Here is a 23,768-nt window from a genome sequence, read left to right as displayed (position 1 = left end):
CCAATGACGAAGGAAAGGCGTGTCGCCCTCAGCCGGCGCGCTTGGGCTCCAGCGTCACCTCGTAGAGGTCGGCGTTGTCGCGGTCCTTCAGCGTCACCGTCATCTCCTCGGTGTCGCCGTCGATCTTCACCTGGCCGAAGAACTGGAGGCCCATGGACGGCGGCAGGTTCGCGCCCTGCTCCTTGGAGGGGTGCTTGGTGAACTTCACCTGCGGCCCGAAGGTGTTGTCCATGTCGTTCGGTCCGAAGGTGCCGGCATGGAGCGGGCCGGAGACGAACTCCCAGAACGGCTCGAAATCCTGGAACTGAGCCTTGTTCGGGTCGTAGTAGTGCGCCGCGGTATAGTGCACGTCGGCGGTCAGCCACACCGTGTTGAGCACCTTGGCGTTCTTGATGAAGCGCAGGATCTCCGCGATGTCGTGCTCGCGGCCCTTCACCGGCCCGTCGCCATTGGCGCCGTTCTCGAAATTGTCGCCGTCGCGCACGATCATGCCGATGGGCATGTCGGCGGCGATGACCTTCCAGGTCGCCTTCGACGCCAGGAGTTCGCGCTTCAGCCAGTCGAGCTGGGCGCGGCCGAGGAAGGCGGCCGGGCCGCCCGCCTCGCTCTGGTCGTTGGCGCTGTTGGGGCCGCGATAGGTGCGCATGTCGAGGAAGAAGATGTCGAGCGAGGGCCCGTAGGCGACCTTGCGGTAGACGCGGGCCGGCTCGATGGCGTTGGCCCGGATCGGGTTCATCTCGAAGAAGGCGCGGGCGGAGCGGGCCGACAGGAGCGAGGAGGACTTCTCCGTGTAGCGGTCGTCGGAGATGAGCTGCTCGCCGGGATACCAGTTGTTGGTCACCTCATGGTCGTCCCACTGGACGAGCATCGGCACCTGCGCATTGAAGGCGCGGACATTGTCGTCGAGGAGATTGTACTTCCACTGGCCGCGGAATTCCTTGAGCGTCTCGGCCACCTTGGACTTCTCCTCGGTGGTGACGTTCTTCCAGATCGTGCCGTCGGCAAGCTCGACCTCCGGCTCGATCTTGCCGTCGGCATAGATCGTGTCGCCGGAATGGATGAAGAAGTCGGGGCGGGCCTGAAGCATGGTGGCGTAGGTCTTCATGCCGCCGCGGTCGCGGTCGATGCCCCAGCCCTGGCCGGCGGTGTCGCCCGACCACACGAAGGTGATGTCGCGCTTGGCCATGGGGGCGGTGCGCAGGTGGCCCGTGACCGGCTCGCTGGAGGTCTGCATGTCGGCGAGGTCGAGGAACTTCACCCGGTAGAAGATGTCCTGATCCGCCGGCAGGTCGGTCAGGTCGAGCTTCGCGGTGTAGTCGGAGGCCTCGATGGCGTCCGGGCCGGTGAAGACCATCGGGTTCTTGAAGCTGTCGGTCGTGGCGACCTCCACCATCATGCGCGACGGGCGGTCGGCGCGCGCCCAGACGATGGCGCGGTCGGCGGTTATGTCGCCCGACTGCACGCCATGCGTGGCAACCGGCCGGCCGGCGGCGCGGCTCAGATGGGGCATGAAGACGCCGCCGACGCTCAGCGCACCGGCTGCCGTGGCGGATTTCAGAAGGGTCCGGCGCGTGAGCGTGCTCCGGGCGGTGGTCCGTGACATGAAGGCCTCCAGATTGGAATGAATCGAGGGTGTCGGGACCCTGTCACGGCTCGTTGACGGTTGGCTGACCGTTCGATGACAGTTCGATGATGGGGCTGGTGGGGGTGTCGGATCGCTTGCGGCGCCGCCCCGCTACTGCCGCGTGGCGCCGTTGTAGAGCAGGCGGAAGAAAGTGGGTCCGGGGACGGGCGGGACGAGCCGGGCGATCGCCGCGACCACGGCGAGCGAGAAGACGATGCGCCCGATGAGCACGCCGGTCACGTCGGCGCCGAGCGCCATGACGACCAGCGTGTCCTCGATCAGCCCGTGGGCGAGCGCCATGAAGCAGGAGGCGAGGAACACGTCGCGCGCGTCGAGCCTGCCGGAACGGGCTTCCCGGATGATCAGCCCGCCGCCATAGGCCAGCCCGAGCGTGAGGCCGACAATGGTCAGCGGCGTCGCCGCGCGCGACACGCCGGCGATGCGCAGCACGGGGCTGAGGAGCGCGGTGAGCCGCGGCATGAGGCCGGCCGCCTCCAGGAGCTTCATGATGGCGACGATGGCGAGCAGCACGGCGAACATCCACAGGAGCGATTCCGCCGTGGTCCATGCGAAGGCGATCCAGCCCGGATCGGGGCTCGCCGGCACCCAGAGCGCGGAGACCGGCTCGTCGAGCCAGCCCGTCGCGCGGCAGATCCGGTGCAGGAGATAGCCATAGACGAAGGCGGCGACGAGCCTGAGCGCCGTCATCGCCACGAGCCCCGGCCCGGCCTTCTGGACGATGCGCTGCTCGATGGGCAGTGCGTGGGCGAACATGATGAGGGCGGAGAAGACGGTGACCTGCGCCGCCGTCATCGCGTCCGGCGGCACGAGGGCGAAGACCGCCGCCGCGCCGCCCCACACCCCCACCAGCATGGCGGTGACCAGCGCGAAGCCGAGTTCCGGCGGCAGGCCGAGCAGCGTCATGACGGGTGCGAAGGCGGGCGCGAGCAGGTCGATCAGCCCGAGCTCGACGGCGATGCGCGTCGCCACCATCACCGGCAGGACGATCTTGAGCAGCATCCAGTAGAGGCTGGCGGAGTCGACGAACAGAGCCCGCACTGCGCGCAGGAGCGTCATGATGCTTGTCCCGTGACAGGCGGAGGCAGGCCACAGGCGATGCCCCCATAGGTGTTACGGGGACTCTCCTAGCGCAGTCCGGCTCGAATTTGCGGTCAAAATTTGCGCCGAACTGCAATAATATTGCAGGAGCGCAAAGGAGGAGCCGGATCCATGGATCGTCTCGACCGGAAACTGGTGGCCGCCTTGCAGGCGGATGCCTCGCGGACGAATGCGGCGCTCGCCGAGGAGGTCGGCCTGTCGCCGTCGAGCTGCCTCAGGCGCATCCAGCGGCTGAAGGCGGCGGGCGTGGTGCGCAGGACCGTGGCCCTTGCCGACCCGGCGGCGCTCGGCCGGGGCCTCACGGCCATTGTGGAGGTCGAGCTCGACCGCCATGGCGAGCAGCGCATGCGCGCCTTCCTGCGCGGTGCCTGCCTCGAGCCGTCGGTCGCTCACGCCTATGCGGTGACCGGCGATGTCGATGTCGTCTTGATGCTGCGCCTCGTCGACATGACGGAGTTCCAGGGCGTGTGCGAGCGCCTGTTCCGCGACGATGCGAATGTCGCCCGTTTCCGCACCATGTTCGTAATGGAAACCGCCAAGGAGGAGACGGCCATTCCCGTCGATGCGGCGCCCGGCGCGTGACGGGGCCGGCCCGGCGCGCGGAGGAACGGGGCGCGAACAAGACAGAGCCCGGCCGCATGGCATGCGGCCGGGCTCCGGTGTCGGGATCGCAAGAGCGGGGCTGCCGTCAGGCCGCCTTCTCCGCCTCCGGCTCGGCCTCGGCGTCCTTGCTCTGGCGCTGGGCGCTCTTTTCCAGCACCTCCTCGATCTCGGAGATGGCGTCCGGCTCGTCGGCCTTGCGCACGGCCGCGATCTCGCGCGCCATGCGGTCGAGCGCGGCTTCGTAGAGCTGGCGCTCGCTGTAGGACTGCTCCGGCTGGCGGTCGGAGCGATAGAGATCGCGCACGACCTCGGCCACCGAAATCAGGTCGCCGGAATTGATCTTCGCCTCGTATTCCTGGGCACGGCGGCTCCACATGGTGCGGCGCACACGCGCGCGCCCCTTGAGGGTCTTCAGGGCCTGATCCACCGTGTCCTTGTCGGCGAGCTTGCGCATACCCACCGTCTCGCACTTGCCCGTGGGCACGCGCAGACGCATCTTTTCCTTGTCGAAATCGATCACATAGAGCTCAAGCTTCGCACCGGCGATCTCCTGCTCCTCGATATCGACGATCTTGCCGACGCCGTGGGCGGGATAAACGATATACTCACTCGCCTTGAACTTGAGCTTCCGATCCGTCTTCTTCTGGTTCTGGGCTGCCATTACTCTCCACACCTCGCCGCCTGTTCCAAGAGCGCGATCGGCCCAGGCTTCTCCCGGAAGCGCAGAAAGGCGACCCGGTGGCCCGGGAAGGCCCCCTTTTCCGTGTCGTCGCCACGTCGCTTCGAGACGCCGCTGATGGCGGTGTCCGGGAGTATCGCCGAAGACCATTCTCCCCGCTCGAGACAGGGGCCTCCGGCCCGTCTCGCCCGCCACCTGGCGGTGAAAAGAATATCGGCGAAAAAAGCACGCGCCATGCTACCAGCTCGAGCACGGCTTCCTGGGTTGGTCACGTTATTACCAGTGCATATATAGCACAGAGCCCCTGCAATTTGAAGGGCTGCCCCCGGCAAGGTGCCATATATGGTTGACGGTCATTCGCCCGTCATGGAGATGCGGCACGGTATTCTGCCGCCGATTCGCTGGACTCTTGCCACTATTTTCAGGTCCGGATACCGCGTCATTGCGCCGCAATATCGCCGGCGCATGCAGGTGGGCGTCAATCGCCCTCGCCCGGCTCCGGCGAGAAATACTTCTCCATCTTGCCCTGCTCGTTGAGATGCTCGTCGGCATCGGCCGGAGGGTCCTTCTTGGCGGTGATGTTCGGCCACTTGTCGGCATATTCCGCGTTCAGGCCGAGCCAGCTTTCCAGATCGGGCTCGGTATCGGGCTTGATCGCCTCGGCCGGGCATTCCGGTTCGCACACGCCGCAATCGATACATTCGTCCGGATGGATCACCAGCATGTTCTCGCCCTCGTAGAAGCAGTCCACGGGGCAAACTTCCACGCAATCCATGTACTTGCACTTGATGCAATTGTCGGTGACGACGTAGGTCATCTTCAGCTCCGGACAGTCTCGAACACGGACGGACGGCCCGCATGCCGCCCGCAATGGGCGCCGCTATATCACAGGCGCGGGGGATTGCACCATCCTTTCCGCGCCAGGCTGGCGGACAGCCGGTTCCATCCTGATCTAGGTGTCGCCCCCGTCATTGCGCAAGGTGTCAAGCTGACGCCGGTCCCGCTTCGTCGGGCGCCCGGCGCCGGCGGGCCGCGCCGCGGCAGGCGCCGGGGCGGCGCTGCCCGCGGTCTCCGGCTCGGGGGAGAGGTCCTCGTAAAGCGTGCGGGCCTCAGGCGCCGGTCCGCGCCTGGTGCCGGGAGCCACGACCCGGACCACCCGCACCTGCCGGTGAAGCGCGAAGGTCAGCACGTCGCCCGGCGACACCGTATGGCTCGGCTTGGAGACGCGCTGCCGGTTGACCTTCAGCTTGCCGGAGTCCACCAGCCTGGCCGCCGCGCTCCGCGTCTTCAGGAAACGCGCATAGAACAGCCACTTGTCGATGCGCTGGCGGTCAAGCGTCATGCATCGCTCTCTTCCTTCTTGCGGGCGTCGAGCTCGGCCTTCAGCGCGCCGAGGACGGCGAAGGGCGAATCCGGATCGGCCTTCTTCTCCGGCTTGCGTCCGGGCTTCTGGCGCGGCGGGCGCTGGCGGTCGTCCCGGCTGCGGCGCCTGGGATCGCCATGCTTGTCGGCGCCCTTGGCGGGCCCCTTGTCGGGTCCCTTGCCGGCGCCCTTGCCCTGCGCCTTGCGGGGCGGCCTGCCCTGGCCCTTGTTCCGGGCCTTCTGGCCCTGTCCCGCACGGCGCTCGCCACGGCCGCGCTGGCCCTGACCGCGCTTGCGGAAGGGCCCGGCATCCTTTGGCCACCAGACCTCGATGGTCTCCTCCGGCGCGTCTGCCGCGGTCTCCCCGCCATCCTGCGATGCGCCGGCGGTCTCCGGTGCGGTGATCTGGGGCGCGGGGACTTCAGGCGTCGACGGAGCCGGCGCGGCCTCCGACGCGGGTGCCGCCTCGCCGGTCTCCGGCGCCGGGGTCTCTGCGGCAGCCTCTGCTACACCCTCTGCCGGCGCGTCCGTTTCCGAAGCGTCCGTGGCCGGCTTGGCCTCCGGCTCGGCCGATGGCGCGTCTCCGGCGGGGGCTTTCGCCGCCGGTGCGTCCGCTGCCGGAGCGTCCGCTGTCGATGCGTCCGCCGCGGGTGCATCGCCGGCCGGGCTTTCGGCCGGTGCGGCCTGTGTGGATGTGGCGTCGGCCGATGCGGTTTCGCTCGGCGCGGCCTTGGCGGGCACCGCCGGCACGGTCCGGCGTTCGCGGCGGAAGCCCAGGGCCTGCAGGATGCCGGCGAACTCCTCGCCCGAACAGCCGACCAGCGACATCATGTCGGGAATGACCGTGAAGCCGCCGCCGTCGACGGAGCCCTCCGGGCGTTCCTCGCCGTCGCGCTCGGGCCGCCAGAAGACGCGCGGGCGGATGAGGTCGGCAAGACGCTCCAGCATGTCGATGCGCACGATGCGCTGGCCGCAGGGCATGAAACCGATCACGCGGTAGAAGTCCTCCGGCACCGCCTGGTCGAAGGGCGCGGAGGTCAACCCCTGGCCCGGCGGCGCGGGAAGGTCGTCGAGCTTCAGCCGTCCGGCCTCCTCCTCCTTCAGGCCCCACAGCACCTCCTTGAGCGCGGTGGCCGCCGGCTTGAGCAGGGCCGGCACGAAGATGTGGAAGGCACCGAAACGCACGCCGTGGCGCCTGAGTGCGGCCCGCGCGGTCTGGTCGAGGCTCTGGACGTCGTTGCGCACGGCCTCGCGCGGCACGATGCCGAGGCGCTCCACGAGCCGGAAGGCGACGCCGCGGGCGAGCCCCTCGAGATCCTCCGCCCGGTCGAGCTGCACGAGGGGGCCGAGCGTGTTGGCGACGTGGCGGTGCAGATATTCGTCGAGACGGGTCTGGACGGCCTCGCGCTCCGGGCCGGTGAGCTGCTCGTCCGCGATGAGCTGGACGCGGGGGCGCAGGATGTGATCGCCCGCCACGAGCCGCGCGACCTCCGCCTCGCGCCAGACGACGACGCCGTTGCGGGCGAGCGAGAATGCGCCGTCCGGCTCGGCGGCGAGCCCGCGCGCGCGCTCGGAGATCTCCGCGGCGACCGCCTTCATCGACGCCGCCCTCAGCGCGCGCTGCTGGGCGGCCTCCGAGGAGGTTTCCGGCATGAAGCGGAAGCCCTTGAGATGGCCCACGAACACGCCCTCCACATGAATGTCCCCTTCGGACTTCACCGAAGTCATCAGGTCTTCCTTCTCTCTCATCCGTTTCATCAGCACGCTCGTACGCCGGTCGACGAAGCGCTGGGCAAGGCGTTCGTGGAGGGCGTCGGACAGCTTGTCCTCTATGGCGCGGGTCTTGTCCTGCCAGCCGGCCGGATCGTCGAGCCAGTCGGACCGGTTGGCGATGAAGGTCCAGGTGCGCACATGCGCGATGCGGTTGGCGAGCGTGTCGATATCGCCGTCGGTGCGCTCGTTCTGGGCGAGCTGGCGGGCGAACCACTCGTCGGGAATGACGCCGCGGTCGGTCATCAGGAAGCGGTAGAGCCGGCCGACGAGATTGGCATGCTCGGCGCCGGTGATGTTGCGGTAGTCGGGAAGCTGGCAGACATCCCACAGGGTGCGCAGCGCGGCCGGGCTGGCGGCCATGTCGCGGATCTCGTCCTCGCGCGCGAGGAACTCCAGCGCCTCCACATCCGCATTGGCGCGCGCCCGCACGAGCCCCGGCGTGTCGGGCGCGGCGGCGAGGCTGCGGATGAGCCCGTCGAGCGAGCCGAAATCGAGGGTGCGGTTGCGCCATTGCAGGATGCGCAGCGGCTCGAACTCGTGGGATTCGATCCGGTCGACGATCTCGTTGTCGAACGGCTTGACCTCGCCGGTCACCCCGAAGGTGCCGTCATTCATGTGCCGGCCCGCGCGGCCCGCGATCTGGGCGAGCTCGGCGGGGGTGAGGTCGCGGAAGGCGAAGCCGTCGAACTTGCGCGCCTGGGCGAAGGCCACATGGTCGACATCCATGTTGAGCCCCATGCCGATGGCGTCGGTGGCGACCATGAAGTCGACATCGCCGTTCTGATAGAGCGCGACCTGGGCGTTGCGCGTGCGCGGGCTGAGCGCGCCGAGCACGACGGCGGCGCCGCCGCGCTGGCGGCGGATCAGCTCCGCGATCGCATAGACGGTCTCCGCGGAGAAGCAGACGACGGCGGTGCGCGGCGGCAGGCGCGTGATCTTCTTCTGGCCGGAATAGGTGAGCCTGGAGAATCGCGGCCTGGTCACGAAATTGGTGCCGGGCAGGAGCTTCTGGATCAGCGGGCGCATGGTCGCCGCGCCGAGCAGCATCGTCTCGTGCGTGCCGCGCCGGTGCAGCATGCGGTCGGTGAAGATGTGCCCCCGGTCGGGATCGGCGGCGAGCTGGATCTCGTCGATGGCCAGGAAATCGACCTCGATGTCGGGCGGCATCGCCTCGACCGTGCACACCCAGTAGCGCGGCTCCGGCGGCACGATCTTCTCCTCGCCCGTCACCAGCGCCACCTGGCCGGCGGCGACGCGCCCCTCGATCCGGTCGTAGACCTCGCGGGCGAGCAGCCTGAGCGGCAGTCCGATCATGCCTGTCTCGTGGCCAAGCATGCGTTCCACGGCCAGATGGGTCTTGCCGGTATTGGTGGGGCCGAGAACGGCGGTAACGTTGTTCATGGATCCGATCATCCGCATGCTTGGGGGAGGGCCGTCAATGCCGTGAGCGGCGGGAGGTGGCGTCTTGCGAAAGCCTATAGCCGATGCGTGGGGCGTCCGTCGCGGGTGGCAGGAGAGGGCATCGATGTCTGTCTTCCGACGTCCTGTTTACCATTGGAACATCGTGAGAACAAATGCTGACCGAATCGCTGACTCCGTCGCGATTCCATGTTTGTTCGCAGGCATCATCTCGCGGAAAACCGCGGTTTTCAACAGGTTATCCACAGCCTCGCCCCCTTTTCCGGCCACGGCGATCCGGCCGGATCGGTCCCGCAAAAGGTTAACGCATGGCGGTGACCGGTTAGCGAAACCTTACCGCCGGACGGACAGATCATGCCGGCCTCGTTAACACTGGGACACTAACGTGAACAGAGCGTGGCCGAATCACTGATCGGCACTCTTTCACGATCCGTTCCCGGCTAATATTGGTAGCTTCCATGACGTGAAACGCTACATCTGCGATGCGCTCATGCGCAGGAGATCGATATGGGTCAGCGGGCCGTGCGGCGACGTTAACCCGATTGTGCCAAAACGGATCATTCCGGATCAACGGCTGGCGAGCGATTTCTGGTTGAGCGGCCGGCCGGCGATGGTCGCCGCGCGCGTATAGATCACCACGTCGTGACCCTTGACCTCTCCGGTCGCCGCGATCGGCAGCAGGATGTCGCGCCCGAGCGCCTTGGAGGCGACCGGCGCGAACCACACGCGATAGATCTGGCGTTTCTTGGCGAGCCTCTTCAGCTTGCGTTCCGACTGGCCGGCGACCGGCTTGTACTCGACCTTGCACTGGTAGGACGGCCCGCGATAGACGCCGGCATCCCGCTCGCCGAAGTCGTCGCGCTTCACGAAGGAGAAGACGAACTCGTAGATCTGCTTGCCGTCATAGATGCGCTGGGCGCCCTTGCAGGGCTGGTCGGCCATGTCGATGGCGCGGGTGAGGATGGCAGAGAGAGGGTCGGGAATGGTTGGCGTCAGCACCTTCTGCACCGCGGCGGCGCGGTCGGAGTCGAGCTTGTAGGAGCGCTTGGCGGACACCTTGCCGCTGGCCCAGCTCACCTCCGCCGTCTTGGACTCCCCGTCCTCGTCCTTGCGGTCGTAATAATGCGCCGGGCGCGCTTGCTCTCCGGCGAAGCGGCCGGAGGCGCGCAGCGTGTAGCTCTCGTCTATGAACCAGCTCGCGATGCCGACCGTGCGCGCCTTGACGTCCGCCTTGTAGCCGGACGGCCCGAGATCCGCATCGAAATCGATGGCATAGACCCGCACGCCCTTGGCGAACAGCTCGAAGCTCAGCGAAAGCGGCTCCGTCGGGGCGGCCAGCGCCTCGCCGCCAAGGCCGGCGCTCAGGACGGCGGCGGCGGCGAGGCCGCGCGCGCAACCGCGCAGGGTGGAGACGGAACCGGGGGATGAAACGGCCATTGGGATGACTTCCTCATGGAGCGCCACGAGCCGGCCGGACCGGCCCGCGCGCCGCTACACTATAGTACAGACACCATCCGGTCCCCATTCGTCATTCATGCCTAGCAACGCAATGGGGCCGGACTTCGGCACAGGCAACCGTTCCCGCCACGGGGTCGTCCGGCACGCTGTCCGCTCTCGCGACTTGACGGAAACGGCCATGCGGCCTATAGCAACGCAACTTCGAGCGGGCGTCTATGCGCCCGCGAAGCCCTGCGCCGTGGCGCGAGAGGCTTTAACCGACACCGAAACAGATCATACGAAGAGACCGGAGCATTGTCATGGCCCGTCGTTGCGAATTGACCGGAAAGGCGGTGCTGACAGGAAACAATGTCAGCCACGCGAACAACAAGACGCGCCGCCGGTTCCTGCCCAATCTGTGCAATGTGCACCTGATGAGCGACGCGCTCGGCCGTTCCTACCGCTTCCGCGTGAGCGCGAAGGCGCTGAAGGACGTGGAGCATCGCGGCGGGCTGGACGCGTTCCTCGCCAAGGCCGCCGAGCAGGAGCTCTCCCTGCGGGCGCGTCGCCTGAAGCGGCAGGTCGAGAAGGCGGCGACCGGCGAGGCCGCCGCGTCCTGATCCCCCGAAGGGGCATTCCATGCCGGAGAGATCGGCCGGGACGGTTCTTTCGCTCGCATTGCCCGTCGCGGCGATGGCGCTCATCGTCGTCGCCTCGAATGTGCTCGTGCAGTTTCCGTTCACGCCGTTCGGGCTGGAACACTGGTTCACCTGGGGCGCGTTCACCTATCCGGCGGCGTTCTTCGTCACCGATCTCACCAATCGCCGTTTCGGCCCGGGCCGGGCGCGAAACGTCGTCTATGCGGGCTTCGCGCTGGCGATCGTCGCCTCGGGCATCCTCGCCACGCCGCGCATCGCCGCCGCGTCGGCTTCCGCCTTCCTCATTGCCCAGCTCCTCGACGTCTTCATCTTCGACCGGTTGAGGCGCGAGGCCTGGTGGCGCGCGCCGCTGGCATCCTCCGCGCTCGGCTCGCTCATCGACACGGCCTGGTTCTTCGCCTTCGCCTTTGCCGGCACCGGGCTCGGCACGGCGGTCTACTCCGTCGGCGGCCTTGCGGTGGAGGCGCCGGTCTGGGTCGGCTGGGCGGTCGGCGATCTCGGCGTCAAGCTCGCCGTGGCGCTCGTCCTGCTCGCGCCATTCGGCCTGCTGCGCGGCCTGATCCCGGCGCGCGAGGCGGTCGGCGAGGCCTGACCCGTCAGTCGTCCGGCAACGCCACGTCGAAGACCAGTATCCCGTCGATCCCGCCTTGCGCATTGGCGACCAGCCGGGCGCCCGCAGCCCTGTGGTCCGGATTGTCCAGATAGGCGTCGCGCGCCTGCGGGCTCTCGAAATCGACCACGAAGACATGGCTGTAGCCGCGCCCCAGCCCCTCCGGGCTGACATTGGGCCCGGAATGGAAGCCGGCGATCCCCGGGACCACGTCCTGGAGGGCGGCGAGGCCGTCGAGCGTGGCGCGGATTTCCGCCTCCGGCAGGCCGGGCTTGAACTCAACGAGCACGATGTGCCGGATCATCGGCCCCGGCGATTGCGATGCGGGGGTCGCTCCGGCGTCGACCGTGCCGGAGAGCAGGCCGGCGCAGACGAGCGCCGCCGCAATTGTCGATTTCCACACAACCGGACCGCTGGACATGGGCTGACGCTCTCCACTCGCCGACGCATACACGCTATGCAATCAATATTGCATTATGCAATAATAAGATGCAATGCCGGACACTCTCTCAGGAACTGCGCCAATAGACCCCGTGTTCCGCCCGGAAGCGGTCGACCGCCTCGATCCGCCGGATCACCTCCTTGCCGCCGCGCGAGACGAGCAGCGCGATGAGCGTCTCCATCATGACCACGATTGCGGCCTGAGAGGGGAAGAACTGGGGGCTCGCCGTCGGCGCGATCAGGAGATGCGTCGCCAGCGGCGCAAGCGGCGAGGCGCGGCTGTCGGTGATCGCGATCACGGCGGCGCCGCGCGCGCGGGCGAGCTCCGCGGACCGCACGGTCTCCGCGCCATAGGGATCGACGCCCGCGATCATCAGCGCATCCTCCGGGCCGAGGGTGGCGAGCTCGTCGACCATCACGCCCATGGCCGGCTCCGCAAGCCGGACATTGCCGAGCACCATGCGTGCCACATAGGCGAAATAGGTCGCCAGCCCGTGCATGCCGCCGATCCCCACGACATGGACGCAGGCCGCGCCGCGAAGCGCGTCGGCGGCGGCGGCGAGCGTGGCGACGTCGAGCCCGCGCGAGGACGTCTCGATATTGGCGATGGCCGCCTGCGCCATGCCGCCCATGACCTCGCCGGCGTCGCCGCGGCCCGCCAGCTCCTGGAGCCATTCCGCCCGGCCGGCGAACCCCGCGCCCGGCTGCCTCATCGCCTCCTGGACGGCGCGGCGGAACGCCTTGTAGCTGGCGAAGCCGAGGGCCTGGGCGAGCCGCACCATGGTGGTCGGCGCCACGCCCACATGGCCCGCCAGACTGCGCATGGAGCGCATGGCGACCTCCTCCGGCGCGTCGAGAATATGCCGGGCCGCCTGGGCGAGCTGCGGCGGCAGCGCGGGATAGAGCGCGGCGAGCCGGTCGAGCAGCGATGAGATATCGGTCTGAGCCACGGCGGGCTGCCTCTTTCCCGGGCGCCCCGGCCATCGGACGGATGAGGCGCAAATGAACTTTTCGAAAAACATTATGGATCAAATGATCCGAACTTGCTAGGATCGCGTTCACAGACCGTGAGCGGATGGAAACCTCGCAATGGCTCGCTATTCTCTGGCCAGCGTTCTCGCGAACGCCATTGGCGGCAACAAGGGCTGGACGCGCGCATGGCGCGACGCCGAGCCGAAGCCCGAATACGACGTCGTCATCGTCGGCGGCGGCGGGCACGGGCTGGCGACCGCCTATTATCTCGCCAAGGAGCACGGCATCACCAATGTCGCGGTGCTCGAGAAGGGCTGGCTCGGCGGCGGCAATACGGGCCGCAACACCACGATCATCCGCTCCAACTACATGATCGACGGCAATACCGACTTCTACGAGTTCTCGCTGAAGCTCTGGGAGGGCCTGTCGCACGACTTCAACTTCAATGCCATGGTCTCCCAGCGCGGCCAGATCAACCTCCTGCACAGCCCCGCGCAGTGGGACGCGGCGGCGCGGCGCGCCAATATCATGCGGTTGAGCGGCATCGACGCGGAGCTCATCGACCGCGAGGAGGTGCGCCGACACCTGCCCTATCTGGATTTCTCCGAGACCGCGCGCTTCCCCATCCATGGCGCGATCTGCCAGTGGCGCGCGGGCACGGTGCGCCACGACGCGGTGGCCTGGGGCTATGCGCGCGGGGCGAGCGCGCGCGGCGTCGACATCGTCCAGAACTGCGAGGTCACGGGCTTCTTGCGCGAGGGCGACCGGATCGTCGGCGTGGAGACGACGCGCGGCGCCATCCGGGCGAAGAAGGTCGGCCTCGCGGTCGCCGGCCATTCGGGGGTTCTGGCGGAAAAGGCGGGCCTGAAGCTGCCCCTGGAGAGCCATCTCCTGCAGGCCTTCGTGTCGGAGCCGATCAAGCCGCTCGTCGATCACGTGGTGACCTTCGGCATGGGCCATTTCTACATCAGCCAGTCGGACAAGGGCGGGCTGGTCTTCGGCGGCGACCTCGACGGCTACAACTCCTATGCCCAGCGCGGCAACCTGCCGATCGTGCGCGACGTCGCCACCTGCGGAAAGACCCTCATGCCCTGCCTGTCGCGCATCCGGCTCCTGCGCCACTGGGCGGGCGTCATGGACATGACCATGGACGGCAGCCCGATCATCGACCTGACGCCCGTTCCCGGGCTCTATCTCGATGGCGGCTGGTGCTATGGCGGCTTCAAGGCGACGCCGGCGTCGGGCTGGTGCTTCGCCTGGACCATCGCGCGCGACGAGCCGCACGAGCTCAACGGCAAGCTGCGCTTCGACCGGTTCCGCCGCGGCGTGCAGATCGACGAGAAGGGCGCCGGCCCGACGCCCGGCTGGCATTAAGACGTAGAATTCACCGCTCATCCCGGCGAAAGCCGGGATCCCAGGCGTTTCGGGAAAGAGATCCCGGCTTTCGCCGGGATGAGCGGAAGGAAGGGATTTGTTGGCGCAGACCGCCTGTCGAATGTCGATTGAACCCAGAGGTTTCCATCATGCGTATCGATTGTCCCTGTTGCGGCCCGCGCGACCATGACGAGTTCGCCTATGGCGGCGACGCCTCGCGCACGATGCCCGACATCGCCGACACCGGCATGGAGCGCTGGTTCGACCATGTCTTCCTGCGCGACAACCCGAGGGGGCCGCACAGGGAGTTCTGGCACCACGCCCATGGCTGCCGGCAATGGCTGGTCGTGGAGCGCGACACCGTCACCCACGAGATCGCGCATGTGGCTTTCGCCCGCGGGGAGGTGAGCCGGTGAGCGCGAGACGGCTTGAGACGGGCGGCCGGATCGACCGGTCGCGGAGCGTGAGCTTCACCTTCGACGGGCGGCCCTATCGCGGGTATGCCGGCGACACGCTCGCCTCCGCGCTCATGGCCAACGGCGTGACGCTGCTCGGCCGGAGCTTCAAGTATCACCGCCCGCGCGGCGTCGTCACCGCCGGGTCGGAAGAGCCCTGCGCGCTCGTCACCCTGCGCTCGGGCGGGCGCCGCGAGCCCAATGTGCCGGCCACCATGGTGGAGATCCATGACGGGCTGGAGGCTGAGAGCCAGAACCGCTGGCCCTCGCTCTCGCTCGACGCGATGGCGGTCAATGACTGGTTCAAGCCGATCCTCGCCGCGGGTTTCTACTACAAGACCTTCATGGGCCCGACCAGGCGCGCCTGGATGTGGTTCGAGCCCTTCATCCGCCGGGCGGCGGGGCTCGGCGCGGCGACCCGCGAGCCGGATCCGGACCGCTACGAGACGGTGCACATGTTCGCCGACGTGCTGGTGGTCGGCGCGGGGCCCGCGGGGCTCGCCGCCGCCCTTGCCGCGGCGCGTGCGGGCGCGCGCACCGTTCTGGTGGACGAGGGGGCGGAGCCCGGCGGCTCGCTCCTGAACGCGCCGGCGGGCGCCGACAGCGATGGATGGCTCAAGGCCGCCCTTGCGGAGCTGAAGGGGTTCGATAACGTGCGCATCCTCACGCGCACCACGGCCTATGGCGCCTACGACCATGGCGTCTTCGGCCTCGTGGAGCGGGTGAGCGACCATCTCCCCGCGCCCGAGGGCGCCATGCCGCGCCAGCGCCATATCCTGCTGCGCGCCGGCGCCTCGGTGATCGCGGCGGGCGCGGCGGAACGGCCGATCCCCTTCGGCAACAACGACCGGCCGGGCGTGATGCTGGCCTCCGCGGCGCGCGCCTATGTCAACCGCTACGGGGCGCTGCCGGGCGAGCGCATTGTCGTCTTCGCCAACAATGACGGGGCCTATCCGGCCGCCCTCGATCTCGCCCGGGCCGGCGCGCGCGTCACCGTCGTGGAGGCGCGCAAGGAGATCCCGCCGGCGCTCATCTCCACCTGCTGCGAGGCCGGCGCGGACATCTTCGTCGGCCATGCGGTCACCGCCACGCGCGGCCGCAAGCGCGTCGAGGGCGCGGTCATTGCCCCCTTCAACACCATCACCGGCGAGACGGCGGCCGGCTGGCGCGACATTCCCTGCGACGTGGTCTGCGTGTCCGGCGGCTGGACGCCTGTCGTGCATCTGTCGAGCCAGCGCGGCGGCAGGCCCGTCTATGACGAGGCGCTCGCCGCCTTCGTTCCGGGCGGGGCCGTGATCGACGACCAGCACCATGCCGGCGCCTGCCGGGGCACCTTCTCCACCCGTGGGGCGGCGCGCGAGGGCTTCGCCGCGGGCCTGGAGGCGGCGAAGTCGGCAGGCCACGGCAAGCCCGCCGGCGAGCTCGCCCATATCGATGCCCTGCCCGACGATGGCTGGGAGACGCCCATCGTTCCCGTCTGGACGGTGCCGCCCGCGCCCGGCACGCGCGAGGCCAAGCGCTTCGTGGACCTGCAGAACGACGTCTCGCTGTCCGATATCGCGCTCGCCCACCGCGAGGGCTATGTCTCCGTGGAGCATCTGAAGCGCTACACAACGCTCGGCATGGCCACCGACCAGGGCAAGATGGCGAATGTCAACGCGCTCGCCGCCATGGCGGCCCTGCGCGACCTTCCCATCGGCGATGTCGGCACCACCACCTTCCGCCCGCCCTATACGCCGGTCGCCATTGGCGCGCTCGCGGGTCCGGAGGCGGGCGAGCATTTCAGGCCCGTGCGCCGTACGCCCATGGACGCCGTCCACCGCCGCGAGGGTGCGGCGATGACCGATGCGGGCCTGTGGAAGCGGGCCTGGTATTACCCGCAAGCCGGCGAGGACGTGAACGCCGCCTATATCCGCGAGATGACGGCGGTGCGCTCCGCCGCCGGCATGGTCGACGTCTCCACCCTCGGCAAGATCGACGTGCAGGGGCCGGACGCCGCGGAGTTCCTCAACCGTGTCTATGTCAACGGCTGGTCGAAGCTCGCCGTCGGCAAGGCGCGCTACGGCGTGATGCTGCGCGAGGACGGCTTCGTGCTCGACGACGGCACGACCTGGCGGATCTCGGAGCACCATTACTTCATGACGACGACGACGGCGGAGGCCGCCCGCGTCATGGCCCATCTCGAATATCTGCTCCAGGTGGCCTGGCCCGATCTGAAGGTGCATGTCACCTCGGTGTCCGACCAGTGGGCGGCGGTCGCCGTCGCCGGGCCGAAGTCGCGCGCGATCCTTGCCGACGCGCTCTCCGGTCTCGACCTCTCCAACGAGGCCCTGCCGCATATGGGGTGGGCTTCGGCACGCTGGACGGCATTCCGGTGCGCGTCGCGCGGCTGTCCTTCTCCGGCGAGCTGGCCTACGAGGTCTATTGCCCGGCGGGCTTCGGCGAGGCCATGTGGCAGGCGCTCAAGGCGGCCGGCGCGCCGCACGGGCTCATTGCCTATGGCACCGAGGCGCTCGGGGGCCTGAGGGTCGAGAAGGGCCATGTGGCCGGCAGCGAGATCGACGGTCGCACCACGCTCGCCGATCTCGGGCTTGAGCGCATGGCGAGCACGAAGAAGCCGTTCCTCGGCCAGGTGCTCGCCGGCCGCGAGGCCCTGACCGACGGCGGCCGGCCGCGCCTTGCGGGCTTCGTGCCGGTGGACGGGACGGCCCGGATCCGCCCGGGCAGCATCCTCCAGCCACACGGCGGCCCCCATGAGGGCCACGGGCTCGGCCATATCTCGTCGACGACCTATTCGCCGGAGCTCGGCCACTATATCGCCCTCGGCCTCGTCGCCGGCGGCATGGAGGCCGAAGGCCAGGTCGTGGATGCCTGCTATCCCGTCAAGGGCGAGATCGTGCCTGTCAGGATCACCTCGCCGCATTTCGTCGACCCGGAAGGAGAACGGCTCCGTGGCTGATATCCGCTCTGCACTTGCCGATCATGCCGCCCCCGGCCGCCATGGCACGCCGGGGCAGGCGCCGGGCGTCGTTCTCCGCGAGGTCTCGGGCGCGGGCCTCGTGCAGGTCGCGGCTTGGCCGGACACGGTCGAAGCCGCGATGGCGAGGCTCGCCGGGCTTGCCGGTATCGCGGCGCCGGAGACGACGCGCATCGCGACGGCGGGGACCGATGTCACGCTGTTCCGGCTCGCCCCGGAGCGGTTCTGGATCGCGGGCGCCGCGGCGGACCGCCTGCGCGAGGCGGTTGCGGGGGCCTTCGCCCCGGAGGAGGCCGTGGTGACCGATCTCGGCCACAGCCGGACGGTGCTGCGCGTGTCGGGGCCCGAGGTCCGCGCGTTCCTGGCGCGCTCCATCGCCATCGATCTCGACCCGGCCGCCTTCCCACTGCACAGCGTCGCGCAGACGGCGCTGCACCATGTCGGCGTGCTCGTCCATTTCGCCGCCGGGACGCCGGAGGGCGACGCCTTCGATCTCTACATTCCGCGCAGTTTCGCCCTGTCGCACTGGCACTGGCTCACCCATCTCGCCGAGCCCTTCGGATACGAGGTGCGCGAGGCGCTCGCAGCGGCGTCCGGCTGATCGCCGCCGCGTCGATTATACAGAGCCGTAGATTTTCGGCGCGTTTTCTGCTTTGAGTGGACCGCACGAAGTGTGCGGGCGCGAACCGGATGCGCCTGCCCGCTCCGGCGCATCACGCATCACACCTGCAAGCCGTCACCCAGAGATCGTAAGGAATTCGCATCATGAGCCGCATTGTCCACGTCAACGGATCGTTCGTGCCCGAGGAAGAGGCCCGGGTGTCGCCGTTCGACAGAGGCTATCTGTTCGCCGATGGCGTCTATGAGGTCACCGCGGTGATCGACGGCAAGCTGGTGGACTATGCGCCGCATATGGAACGCCTCGACCGCTCGCTCGGCGAGCTGCAGATGGACTGGCCGTGCACGAAGGACGAGCTGCGCGAGGTCCATGAGGAGCTGGTACGCCAGAACGGGATCGAGGAGGGTGTCGTCTACATGCAGGTGACGCGCGGCGTCGCCGAGCGCGAGTTCTCCTTCCCGGAGAACACGCCGACCACGCTGTTCGCCTTCACCCAGGAGAAGGCGCTGATCGACAATCCCAAGGCGGAGACCGGCGTAGAGATCGTCTCCGTGCCGGAGATCCGCTGGCAGCGCCGCGACATCAAGTCGATCGCCCTGCTCGCCCAGTGCCTCGGCAAGCAACAGGCCAAGGAGGCCGGCGCCTACGAGGCCTGGATGGTCGAGGACGGCATGGTGACCGAGGGAACCTCCTCGTCGGCCTATATCGTCAAGGACGGGGTGGTGATCACCCGGCCGCTCTCCAACTCCATCTTGCCGGGCGTCACCCGGCGCACGCTGCTTGCGCTCGCCGCGGAACGCCAGATCCGCATCGAGGAGCGCCTGTTCTCCATCGACGAGGCCTACAAGGCCGACGAGGCCTTCATGACGAGCGCCTCGAGCTTCGTTCTGCCCATCGTGGAGATCGACGGCCGCAAGGTCGGCGCCGGCGCCCCGGGAGAGATCACGACCGCGCTGCGCCGGCTCTATCTGGAGAGCGCCCGCAGCGCCGGCTGAGGTGCCGTCCGGGCCGGGTGCGGGAAACTGGCACGAGGCTTGCTCCCGAAGACCGGAGGACGCAGATGATGAGTGCCGCGGGCGATCCCGCGGCACAATCCGTCCTCGCAAGGGAACAGGACAGCCACCATGAGCCCGACCGCCTCATCGCGAGACAGTGCCGTGCCGGTCGCGGCCGGGCCCGCCGGCGACAGGCCGCAGACCGGAGGGGCCGCCGCGCCGCACGACGTGGCCCTTGACGGCCTCGGCACCTTCCGGCTGGAGATCGTGCACGATCTCGCCGCGGCGGAAGGCGACTGGCGCGAACTGGAGGCCCATGGCGAGGGCCACCCCTTCCAGAGCTATGGCTGGATCGCCGTCTGGTACGAGACCATCGGGCGGAAGGCCGGCATCGAGCCCGTCATCGCGATCCTGCGCGACACGGACGGGCAGGCCTGCCTCCTCCTGCCGCTCGGGCTGGAGCGGGGACGCCTCGGCACGCGGATCGTCGCGCTCGGCGATCCCGTCTGCGACTATCACGGCCCGCTCGTCACGCGCGCGCTCGCGCAGGGGCTGACCGGCCCGGCGCTCGAGGCCTTCTGGGCGGCGGTGCTCAAGGCGCTGCCGCGCGCGGATCTCGTCGCGCTCACCCGCCAGCCGCCCTGGCTCGGCACGGTCGCCAATCCGCTCCATGCGCTTGCCCGCCATCCCTACAGCGCCGGCGCGCACGGCACCCGCCTCGGGGCGGACTGGGAGACGTTCTATGCCGAACGCCGCGGCACCAAGACGCGCCGCCGGTTCCGGGAGAAGGAGCGCCGCCTGGAGAAATTCGGGCCCGTCGCCTTCGAGGCCGTCACCGGCGCGTCCCGGCGCGAGGCCCTTGCCGGGGAATGCCTGGCCCTCAAGAGCCGCCAGCTCGACGAGATGCAGGCCGCGCGCAATCCGTTCTCAAGCCCCGACGTCCAGGCCTTCTTCCGCGCCGGCGCATGCCGGCTCGCGGATGCGGACGGTTTTCACCTGTTCCGCCTGAGCGCCGGCGGGGAGACCGTCGCCGCGGCGCTCTGCCTCGTCGGCGGCGGGTCGCTCTATTATATCGTGCCGGTCTATCAGGGCGGGCCCTATCAGCGCTGCTCGCCCGGTGCTCTGCTGCTCCACCGCATCATGCAATGGAGCATCGAACGGGGCTGCACCCGCTTCGACTTCACCATCGGCGACGAGGGCTACAAGGCCGACTGGGCGGACGAGAGCTGGACGCTGCGCTACGGCGTGTGGCCCATCACGCCGAAGGGCCATGTCGCCGCCCTCGGCATGCGCTCGGCCATCGCGCTCAAGCGGTGGATCAAGTCGCGGCCCGCCGTCTTCGCCCTCGTCCGGCGCGCGCTCGCGCTGAAGACACGGATCCTGGGGCAGGGCGGGGCATGACCGCGCTGAGCGACCATCGCGCCGGTCCCCGCATGGCCGCCGGCGAGGCGACGGTGCGCCATGTCTCGTCCGAGGCGTGGGACGGCACGGTCGCCGGGTTCCGCGACGCTGTCCACGAGCAGACCGCCGTCTACAACGCCACGCGCTGGGGCGGTTCGCGCGTGTCGTGCTTCACGGTGGAGCGCGCAGGCGCGGTGCTCGGCGGCGGGGTGGCCGTCACCGTGCGGCTGCCGTTCCTCGACCGGGGCCTCTCCATCGTCAAGTTCGGCCCGCTCCACCGGCAGGGCGCGCAGGCTCCCGGCGACACCCTCGCGGTCATCCTGCGGGCGCTGCGCGACGAGTTCGCCGGTCGCCGGCGGCACCATCTGACCGTCACGCCGCTCAGCGGCCCGGACGATGCGGCCTTGTGGGAGGAGAGCCTGCGTGCGGCGGGCTTCGCGCACCTGAGGCCGGCGCCCGACCCGGCGCGCTATCTGGTCGACCTCTCGCTCGACCTCGACGCCCAGCGCGCCAACCTGCATGGCAAGTGGCGCTACAATCTCCGGAAGGCGGAGGCCGCGGGCCTCGAGATCCGCCGGGTGGAGGGTGCGGAGGGCCTCGATGCCTTCATGGCGCTCTACGAGGCGATGCTCGCGCGCAAGCGGTTCGACGACACCTCCGGCATCGGCGCGCTGCCGGCGCTCATGGCGGCCCGCGACGAGGCGATCAGGCCGGACATCTATCTCGCCTCCCTCGATGGCGCCCCCACGGCGGGCGCGGTGATCGGTCGGCTCGGCGAGCGGGCCATGTATCTCTTCGGGGCGACCGACGGGCGCGCTCTCGCCGCGAAGGCCGGCTACGCGCTTCACTGGCACATTATCGGCGCGCTGACCGAGAGCGGCGCGCGCTGGTACGATCTCGGCGGCACGGCCGGCGATGCCGGGCTCCACCAGTTCAAGAAGCAGCTCGTCGGCCGCGCCGGCGCGATTGTCGACCTGCCGGGCGACTATGTGGCCTGCGACAGCGCGTTGAGCGGAGCGCTCGCCCATGGCGTCCACGGCCTGCGCGGCCTCGCCGCGCGCCTGAGACGGTAGGGGGACGCGCTCATGAAACCGATCACGGGGTCGCGGCTCTTCACCTTCTCCGCCATGCTGGTCGCCGCGCGCATCGCCGGGGCGGGCCTGACCTTCCTCACACAGATCATGATCGCCCGCTGGCTCGGCGCCGACACGCTCGGCACCTACGCCATCGCCATGTCCTTTGCGGGCGTGCTCACCATCTTCGCGGTGACGGGCTTTCCCTCCATCGCGATGCGCTACCTGTCCGCCTATCGCGTGGAGGGGCGCGACGATCTCATCGCGGGGTTCCTGAAGGCGAGCCGCCGCCAGCTTCTCATCGGCGCCTGTGCCCTGATCGCGCTCAGCTGGGCCGCGCTCGCCCTGTTCGGCGGCACGATGGCCGGCGATCTGCGCCTCGCGCTCGCCATCGGCGCGGTCATGACGGTCTTCATGGGCGCGCTGATGCTCAATGGCGGCATCGCGAATGCCTACAGGCGGCCCTTCCTGGGCTTCCTGCCGGACACGATCCTGCGGCCCGTGCTGGTGATCGTCGCCTTCTCGGCGCTTATCGCGGCGCTTGGCCACGAGGTGACGGCGGCCACGCTCATGGGGGTCAACCTGGCGCTCATCGCGGGCGCGGCGGCCGTCCAGATTGTGCTGATGCGCCGGCGCGGCATCGCGGCCTCGGGCACGGAGCGCACGGTGGAGAGCCGGTCGGAATGGCAGCGCGCGGCCCTGCCGATGATCCTGCTCGTGCTGTTCACCAACTATTTCGCCGATGTGGATGTGCTCATCCTCGGCATGCTGATGCCGCCGGAGGATGTCGCGGTCTTCAATATCTGCTTCCGCTTCACCGCCTTTATCGGCTTCGCGCTGAAGGCGATCTACCAGATCGTGCTGCCGGACCTCGCAGAGGCCCATGTCCGCGAGGACCGCAAGGGCGTCACGCGGGCCATCGGCCGGGCGAACCTGATCGCCGTCGGCATGGCGGTGGCGGCGACGCTGACCCTGGCCCTCGTCGGCCGGCATGTGCTCGCCATTGTCGGGCCGGAATTCGTCCCCGGCTACGGCCTGCTGATCGTGCTAGGCCTTTCGCAGATCGCCACCGCGGCGCTCGGGCCCAATGTCCAGCTCATGACGGTGACCGGCCACCAGATGCGCGCCGTCCCGGCCTTCGTGGCGGGCTTTGCCATACTGGTCGTGCTGAACCTCGTCCTGGTGCCGCCATTCGGGCTGATCGGCGCGGGCTGGGCCATGGTCTCCGCCGTCATGTGCTGGTCGGTCTGGCTCGCCGTCTCCGCGCGGCGGCTCACCGGCTACGAGATCACGCTTCTCGCCCTCCTGCCGTCGCGGGACCGGGCCGACGCCATCTGAACTGTCGAAGCTAGAACGGACTGTCGGGGTCGAAGTCCGGCTTGCGCTTCTCCTTCAGCGAGGCGAGGCCCTCGCGGACCTCGGGGCCGGAGAAGCCCAGGAACTCCAGCGCCAGAGAGGCGTCGAAGGCCGGGCCGGCCTGGCGCAGCCAGTTGTTGAGCGCGTGCTTGGTGAGCCGTATGGCGGCCGGCGCGCCGGCGGCGAGCTTCTCGCAGACGGCCATCGCTTCGGCAACGACCCGGTCATCGTCCACTGCCAGCGAGACGAGGCCGATGCGTTCGGCCTCCTCCCCCGTCACGGTCTCGCACAGGAGCAGGTAGTACTTGGCCTTCGCCATGCCGCAGAGCAGCGGCCAGACAATGGCGGAATGATCGCCCGCCGCCACGCCGAGCCGGGTATGCCCGTCGATGATGCGCGCGGTGCGGCCGGCCACCGTGATGTCGGAGACGAGCGCCGCGGCGAGCCCCGCGCCGACCCCCACGCCCTCTATGGCGGAGACGACGGGCTTGGAGCAGTTGATGACGTTGTAGACGATGTCGGAGGCTTCCTTCCACACGCGCATGCGGGTGGTCCAGTCGTCGGCCATCTCCTCCACCATGGCGAGGTCGCCGCCGGCGGAGAAGGTGCCGCCCTCTCCGCGCAGCAGGACGACGGCGGTGTCGGGATCCTTGTCGACGTCGCGCCAGATCTCGGCGAGCTCGCCATGGCCCTCATGGTCGAGCGCGTTGAGCCGGCCCGGCGCCGACAGCACGATCTCCAGGATGCGCGGCGCGGGCCGCGCGATCTTGAGCGCCGTGTAGCGGCCGTAATCCACAGACATGGGGGCTCCTCCGAGTTC

Annotated in this window: 21 protein-coding genes and 1 pseudogene; 12 read left to right on the top strand and 10 right to left on the bottom strand. The window is 69.0% G+C overall.

Annotated features, from left to right (window positions below; genetic code table 11):
- Positions 1 to 28 precede the first annotated feature (28 nt).
- A complete protein-coding gene (locus tag HW532_RS11255; RefSeq protein WP_213160572.1) occupies positions 29 to 1,603 on the bottom strand; it encodes an alkaline phosphatase D family protein in 1,575 nt (524 codons plus the stop codon).
- A gap of 132 nt (positions 1,604 to 1,735) precedes the next feature.
- Entirely contained in the window at positions 1,736 to 2,701 is a 966-nt protein-coding gene (locus tag HW532_RS11250) for a nucleoside recognition domain-containing protein (RefSeq protein ID WP_213160571.1), read from the bottom strand.
- A gap of 153 nt (positions 2,702 to 2,854) precedes the next feature.
- Between HW532_RS11250 and HW532_RS11245 the strand changes: the two genes are divergently transcribed.
- Positions 2,855 to 3,325 carry an Lrp/AsnC family transcriptional regulator gene (locus HW532_RS11245; RefSeq protein WP_213160570.1) on the top strand — a complete coding sequence of 157 codons (471 nt, stop codon included), beginning with the start codon at positions 2,855 to 2,857 and terminating at the stop codon, positions 3,323 to 3,325.
- 106 nt (positions 3,326 to 3,431) lie between these two features.
- Here HW532_RS11245 and HW532_RS11240 read toward each other — a convergent pair whose 3' ends face one another.
- From HW532_RS11240 to HW532_RS11220, 5 genes are all read right to left on the bottom strand, one after another.
- A complete protein-coding gene (locus HW532_RS11240) occupies positions 3,432 to 4,007 on the bottom strand; it encodes a CarD family transcriptional regulator (RefSeq protein ID WP_213160569.1) in 576 nt (191 codons plus the stop codon).
- A gap of 496 nt (positions 4,008 to 4,503) precedes the next feature.
- Positions 4,504 to 4,842, bottom strand: coding sequence for a ferredoxin FdxA (fdxA, locus tag HW532_RS11235; protein ID WP_213160568.1), 339 nt, complete (start codon positions 4,840 to 4,842; stop codon positions 4,504 to 4,506).
- 135 nt (positions 4,843 to 4,977) lie between these two features.
- Positions 4,978 to 5,367 carry an RNA-binding S4 domain-containing protein gene (locus HW532_RS11230; protein WP_213160567.1) on the bottom strand — a complete coding sequence of 130 codons (390 nt, stop codon included), beginning with the start codon at positions 5,365 to 5,367 and terminating at the stop codon, positions 4,978 to 4,980.
- On the bottom strand, positions 5,364 to 8,561 hold the full coding sequence (locus HW532_RS11225; RefSeq protein WP_246478723.1) for a helicase-related protein: 3,198 nt from the start codon (positions 8,559 to 8,561) through the stop codon (positions 5,364 to 5,366). Before HW532_RS11225 ends, HW532_RS11230 begins: the two co-directional genes overlap by 4 nt.
- 585 nt (positions 8,562 to 9,146) lie before the next feature.
- Positions 9,147 to 10,016: a DUF3108 domain-containing protein gene (locus HW532_RS11220; protein WP_213160565.1), complete on the bottom strand. Its 870-nt coding sequence runs from the start codon at positions 10,014 to 10,016 to the stop codon at positions 9,147 to 9,149.
- A gap of 320 nt (positions 10,017 to 10,336) precedes the next feature.
- On the opposite strand from HW532_RS11220, the gene rpmB reads away from it, so the two are divergent.
- Positions 10,337 to 10,636 carry a 50S ribosomal protein L28 gene (gene rpmB, locus HW532_RS11215; RefSeq protein WP_213160564.1) on the top strand — a complete coding sequence of 100 codons (300 nt, stop codon included), beginning with the start codon at positions 10,337 to 10,339 and terminating at the stop codon, positions 10,634 to 10,636.
- Positions 10,637 to 10,655: 19 nt separating this feature from the next.
- Entirely contained in the window at positions 10,656 to 11,267 is a 612-nt protein-coding gene (locus tag HW532_RS11210; protein ID WP_213160563.1) for a queuosine precursor transporter, read from the top strand.
- Positions 11,268 to 11,271: 4 nt separating this feature from the next.
- Here the strand turns inward: HW532_RS11210 and HW532_RS11205 are convergent, their stop codons facing one another.
- Both HW532_RS11205 and HW532_RS11200 read right to left on the bottom strand, forming a co-directional pair.
- A complete protein-coding gene (locus tag HW532_RS11205; RefSeq protein ID WP_246478713.1) occupies positions 11,272 to 11,706 on the bottom strand; it encodes a Dabb family protein in 435 nt (144 codons plus the stop codon).
- 88 nt (positions 11,707 to 11,794) lie between these two features.
- Positions 11,795 to 12,676, bottom strand: coding sequence for a MurR/RpiR family transcriptional regulator (locus tag HW532_RS11200; RefSeq protein ID WP_213160562.1), 882 nt, complete (start codon positions 12,674 to 12,676; stop codon positions 11,795 to 11,797).
- A 139-nt stretch (positions 12,677 to 12,815) separates the two neighbouring features.
- On the opposite strand from HW532_RS11200, the gene HW532_RS11195 reads away from it, so the two are divergent.
- From HW532_RS11195 to HW532_RS11160, 9 genes and pseudogenes are all read left to right on the top strand, one after another.
- On the top strand, positions 12,816 to 14,072 hold the full coding sequence (locus HW532_RS11195) for a sarcosine oxidase subunit beta family protein (RefSeq protein WP_213160561.1): 1,257 nt from the start codon (positions 12,816 to 12,818) through the stop codon (positions 14,070 to 14,072).
- A 149-nt stretch (positions 14,073 to 14,221) separates the two neighbouring features.
- Positions 14,222 to 14,488, top strand: coding sequence for a sarcosine oxidase subunit delta (locus tag HW532_RS11190; protein ID WP_213160560.1), 267 nt, complete (start codon positions 14,222 to 14,224; stop codon positions 14,486 to 14,488).
- A pseudogene (locus tag HW532_RS11185) lies at positions 14,410 to 17,084 on the top strand (sarcosine oxidase subunit alpha family protein); the annotation flags it as partial. The gene HW532_RS11190 and the pseudogene HW532_RS11185, both read left to right, overlap by 79 nt.
- A gap of 42 nt (positions 17,085 to 17,126) precedes the next feature.
- A complete protein-coding gene (locus tag HW532_RS22455) occupies positions 17,127 to 17,486 on the top strand; it encodes a glycine cleavage T C-terminal barrel domain-containing protein (protein ID WP_425491954.1) in 360 nt (119 codons plus the stop codon).
- On the top strand, positions 17,479 to 18,105 hold the full coding sequence (locus HW532_RS11180; RefSeq protein ID WP_213160559.1) for a sarcosine oxidase subunit gamma: 627 nt from the start codon (positions 17,479 to 17,481) through the stop codon (positions 18,103 to 18,105). The genes HW532_RS22455 and HW532_RS11180 overlap by 8 nt, the downstream gene beginning before the upstream one ends.
- 164 nt (positions 18,106 to 18,269) lie before the next feature.
- Positions 18,270 to 19,118: a D-amino-acid transaminase gene (locus tag HW532_RS11175; protein ID WP_213160558.1), complete on the top strand. Its 849-nt coding sequence runs from the start codon at positions 18,270 to 18,272 to the stop codon at positions 19,116 to 19,118.
- Between the two features lie 129 nt (positions 19,119 to 19,247).
- Positions 19,248 to 20,519 carry a GNAT family N-acetyltransferase gene (locus tag HW532_RS11170; RefSeq protein WP_213160557.1) on the top strand — a complete coding sequence of 424 codons (1,272 nt, stop codon included), beginning with the start codon at positions 19,248 to 19,250 and terminating at the stop codon, positions 20,517 to 20,519.
- Positions 20,516 to 21,592 carry a lipid II:glycine glycyltransferase FemX gene (locus HW532_RS11165; RefSeq protein ID WP_213160556.1) on the top strand — a complete coding sequence of 359 codons (1,077 nt, stop codon included), beginning with the start codon at positions 20,516 to 20,518 and terminating at the stop codon, positions 21,590 to 21,592. The genes HW532_RS11170 and HW532_RS11165 overlap by 4 nt, the downstream gene beginning before the upstream one ends.
- A 12-nt stretch (positions 21,593 to 21,604) precedes the next feature.
- Positions 21,605 to 22,930: a lipopolysaccharide biosynthesis protein gene (locus HW532_RS11160; RefSeq protein WP_213160555.1), complete on the top strand. Its 1,326-nt coding sequence runs from the start codon at positions 21,605 to 21,607 to the stop codon at positions 22,928 to 22,930.
- 10 nt (positions 22,931 to 22,940) lie between these two features.
- Here the strand turns inward: HW532_RS11160 and HW532_RS11155 are convergent, their stop codons facing one another.
- A complete protein-coding gene (locus tag HW532_RS11155) occupies positions 22,941 to 23,750 on the bottom strand; it encodes an enoyl-CoA hydratase/isomerase family protein (protein ID WP_213160554.1) in 810 nt (269 codons plus the stop codon).
- Positions 23,751 to 23,768: the final 18 nt, after the last annotated feature.

Origin of the sequence: Kaustia mangrovi (assembly GCF_015482775.1) — a bacterium.
Classification (GTDB): Bacteria; Pseudomonadota; Alphaproteobacteria; order Rhizobiales; family Im1; genus Kaustia; species Kaustia mangrovi.
Note: the sequence above shows the minus strand (reverse complement) of the source record. Positions and strands in the feature narration are given on the sequence as shown.

Bases quoted from the DNA above. Each gene is read 5' to 3' on its own strand.
- HW532_RS11255 (WP_213160572.1), bottom strand. From the start codon at position 1,603: ATGTCACGGACCACCGCCCGGAGCACGCTCACGCGCCGGACCCTTCTG.
- HW532_RS11250 (WP_213160571.1), bottom strand. From the start codon at position 2,701: ATGACGCTCCTGCGCGCAGTGCGGGCTCTGTTCGTCGACTCCGCCAGC.
- HW532_RS11245 (WP_213160570.1), top strand. From the start codon at position 2,855: ATGGATCGTCTCGACCGGAAACTGGTGGCCGCCTTGCAGGCGGATGCC.
- HW532_RS11240 (WP_213160569.1), bottom strand. From the start codon at position 4,007: ATGGCAGCCCAGAACCAGAAGAAGACGGATCGGAAGCTCAAGTTCAAG.
- fdxA (WP_213160568.1), bottom strand. From the start codon at position 4,842: ATGACCTACGTCGTCACCGACAATTGCATCAAGTGCAAGTACATGGAT.
- HW532_RS11230 (WP_213160567.1), bottom strand. From the start codon at position 5,367: ATGACGCTTGACCGCCAGCGCATCGACAAGTGGCTGTTCTATGCGCGT.
- HW532_RS11225 (WP_246478723.1), bottom strand. From the start codon at position 8,561: ATGAACAACGTTACCGCCGTTCTCGGCCCCACCAATACCGGCAAGACC.
- HW532_RS11220 (WP_213160565.1), bottom strand. From the start codon at position 10,016: ATGGCCGTTTCATCCCCCGGTTCCGTCTCCACCCTGCGCGGTTGCGCG.
- rpmB (WP_213160564.1), top strand. From the start codon at position 10,337: ATGGCCCGTCGTTGCGAATTGACCGGAAAGGCGGTGCTGACAGGAAAC.
- HW532_RS11210 (WP_213160563.1), top strand. From the start codon at position 10,656: ATGCCGGAGAGATCGGCCGGGACGGTTCTTTCGCTCGCATTGCCCGTC.
- HW532_RS11205 (WP_246478713.1), bottom strand. From the start codon at position 11,706: ATGTCCAGCGGTCCGGTTGTGTGGAAATCGACAATTGCGGCGGCGCTC.
- HW532_RS11195 (WP_213160561.1), top strand. From the start codon at position 12,816: ATGGCTCGCTATTCTCTGGCCAGCGTTCTCGCGAACGCCATTGGCGGC.
- HW532_RS11190 (WP_213160560.1), top strand. From the start codon at position 14,222: ATGCGTATCGATTGTCCCTGTTGCGGCCCGCGCGACCATGACGAGTTC.
- HW532_RS22455 (WP_425491954.1), top strand. From the start codon at position 17,127: ATGGCGAGCACGAAGAAGCCGTTCCTCGGCCAGGTGCTCGCCGGCCGC.
- HW532_RS11175 (WP_213160558.1), top strand. From the start codon at position 18,270: ATGAGCCGCATTGTCCACGTCAACGGATCGTTCGTGCCCGAGGAAGAG.
- HW532_RS11170 (WP_213160557.1), top strand. From the start codon at position 19,248: ATGAGCCCGACCGCCTCATCGCGAGACAGTGCCGTGCCGGTCGCGGCC.
- HW532_RS11165 (WP_213160556.1), top strand. From the start codon at position 20,516: ATGACCGCGCTGAGCGACCATCGCGCCGGTCCCCGCATGGCCGCCGGC.
- HW532_RS11160 (WP_213160555.1), top strand. From the start codon at position 21,605: ATGAAACCGATCACGGGGTCGCGGCTCTTCACCTTCTCCGCCATGCTG.
- HW532_RS11155 (WP_213160554.1), bottom strand. From the start codon at position 23,750: ATGTCTGTGGATTACGGCCGCTACACGGCGCTCAAGATCGCGCGGCCC.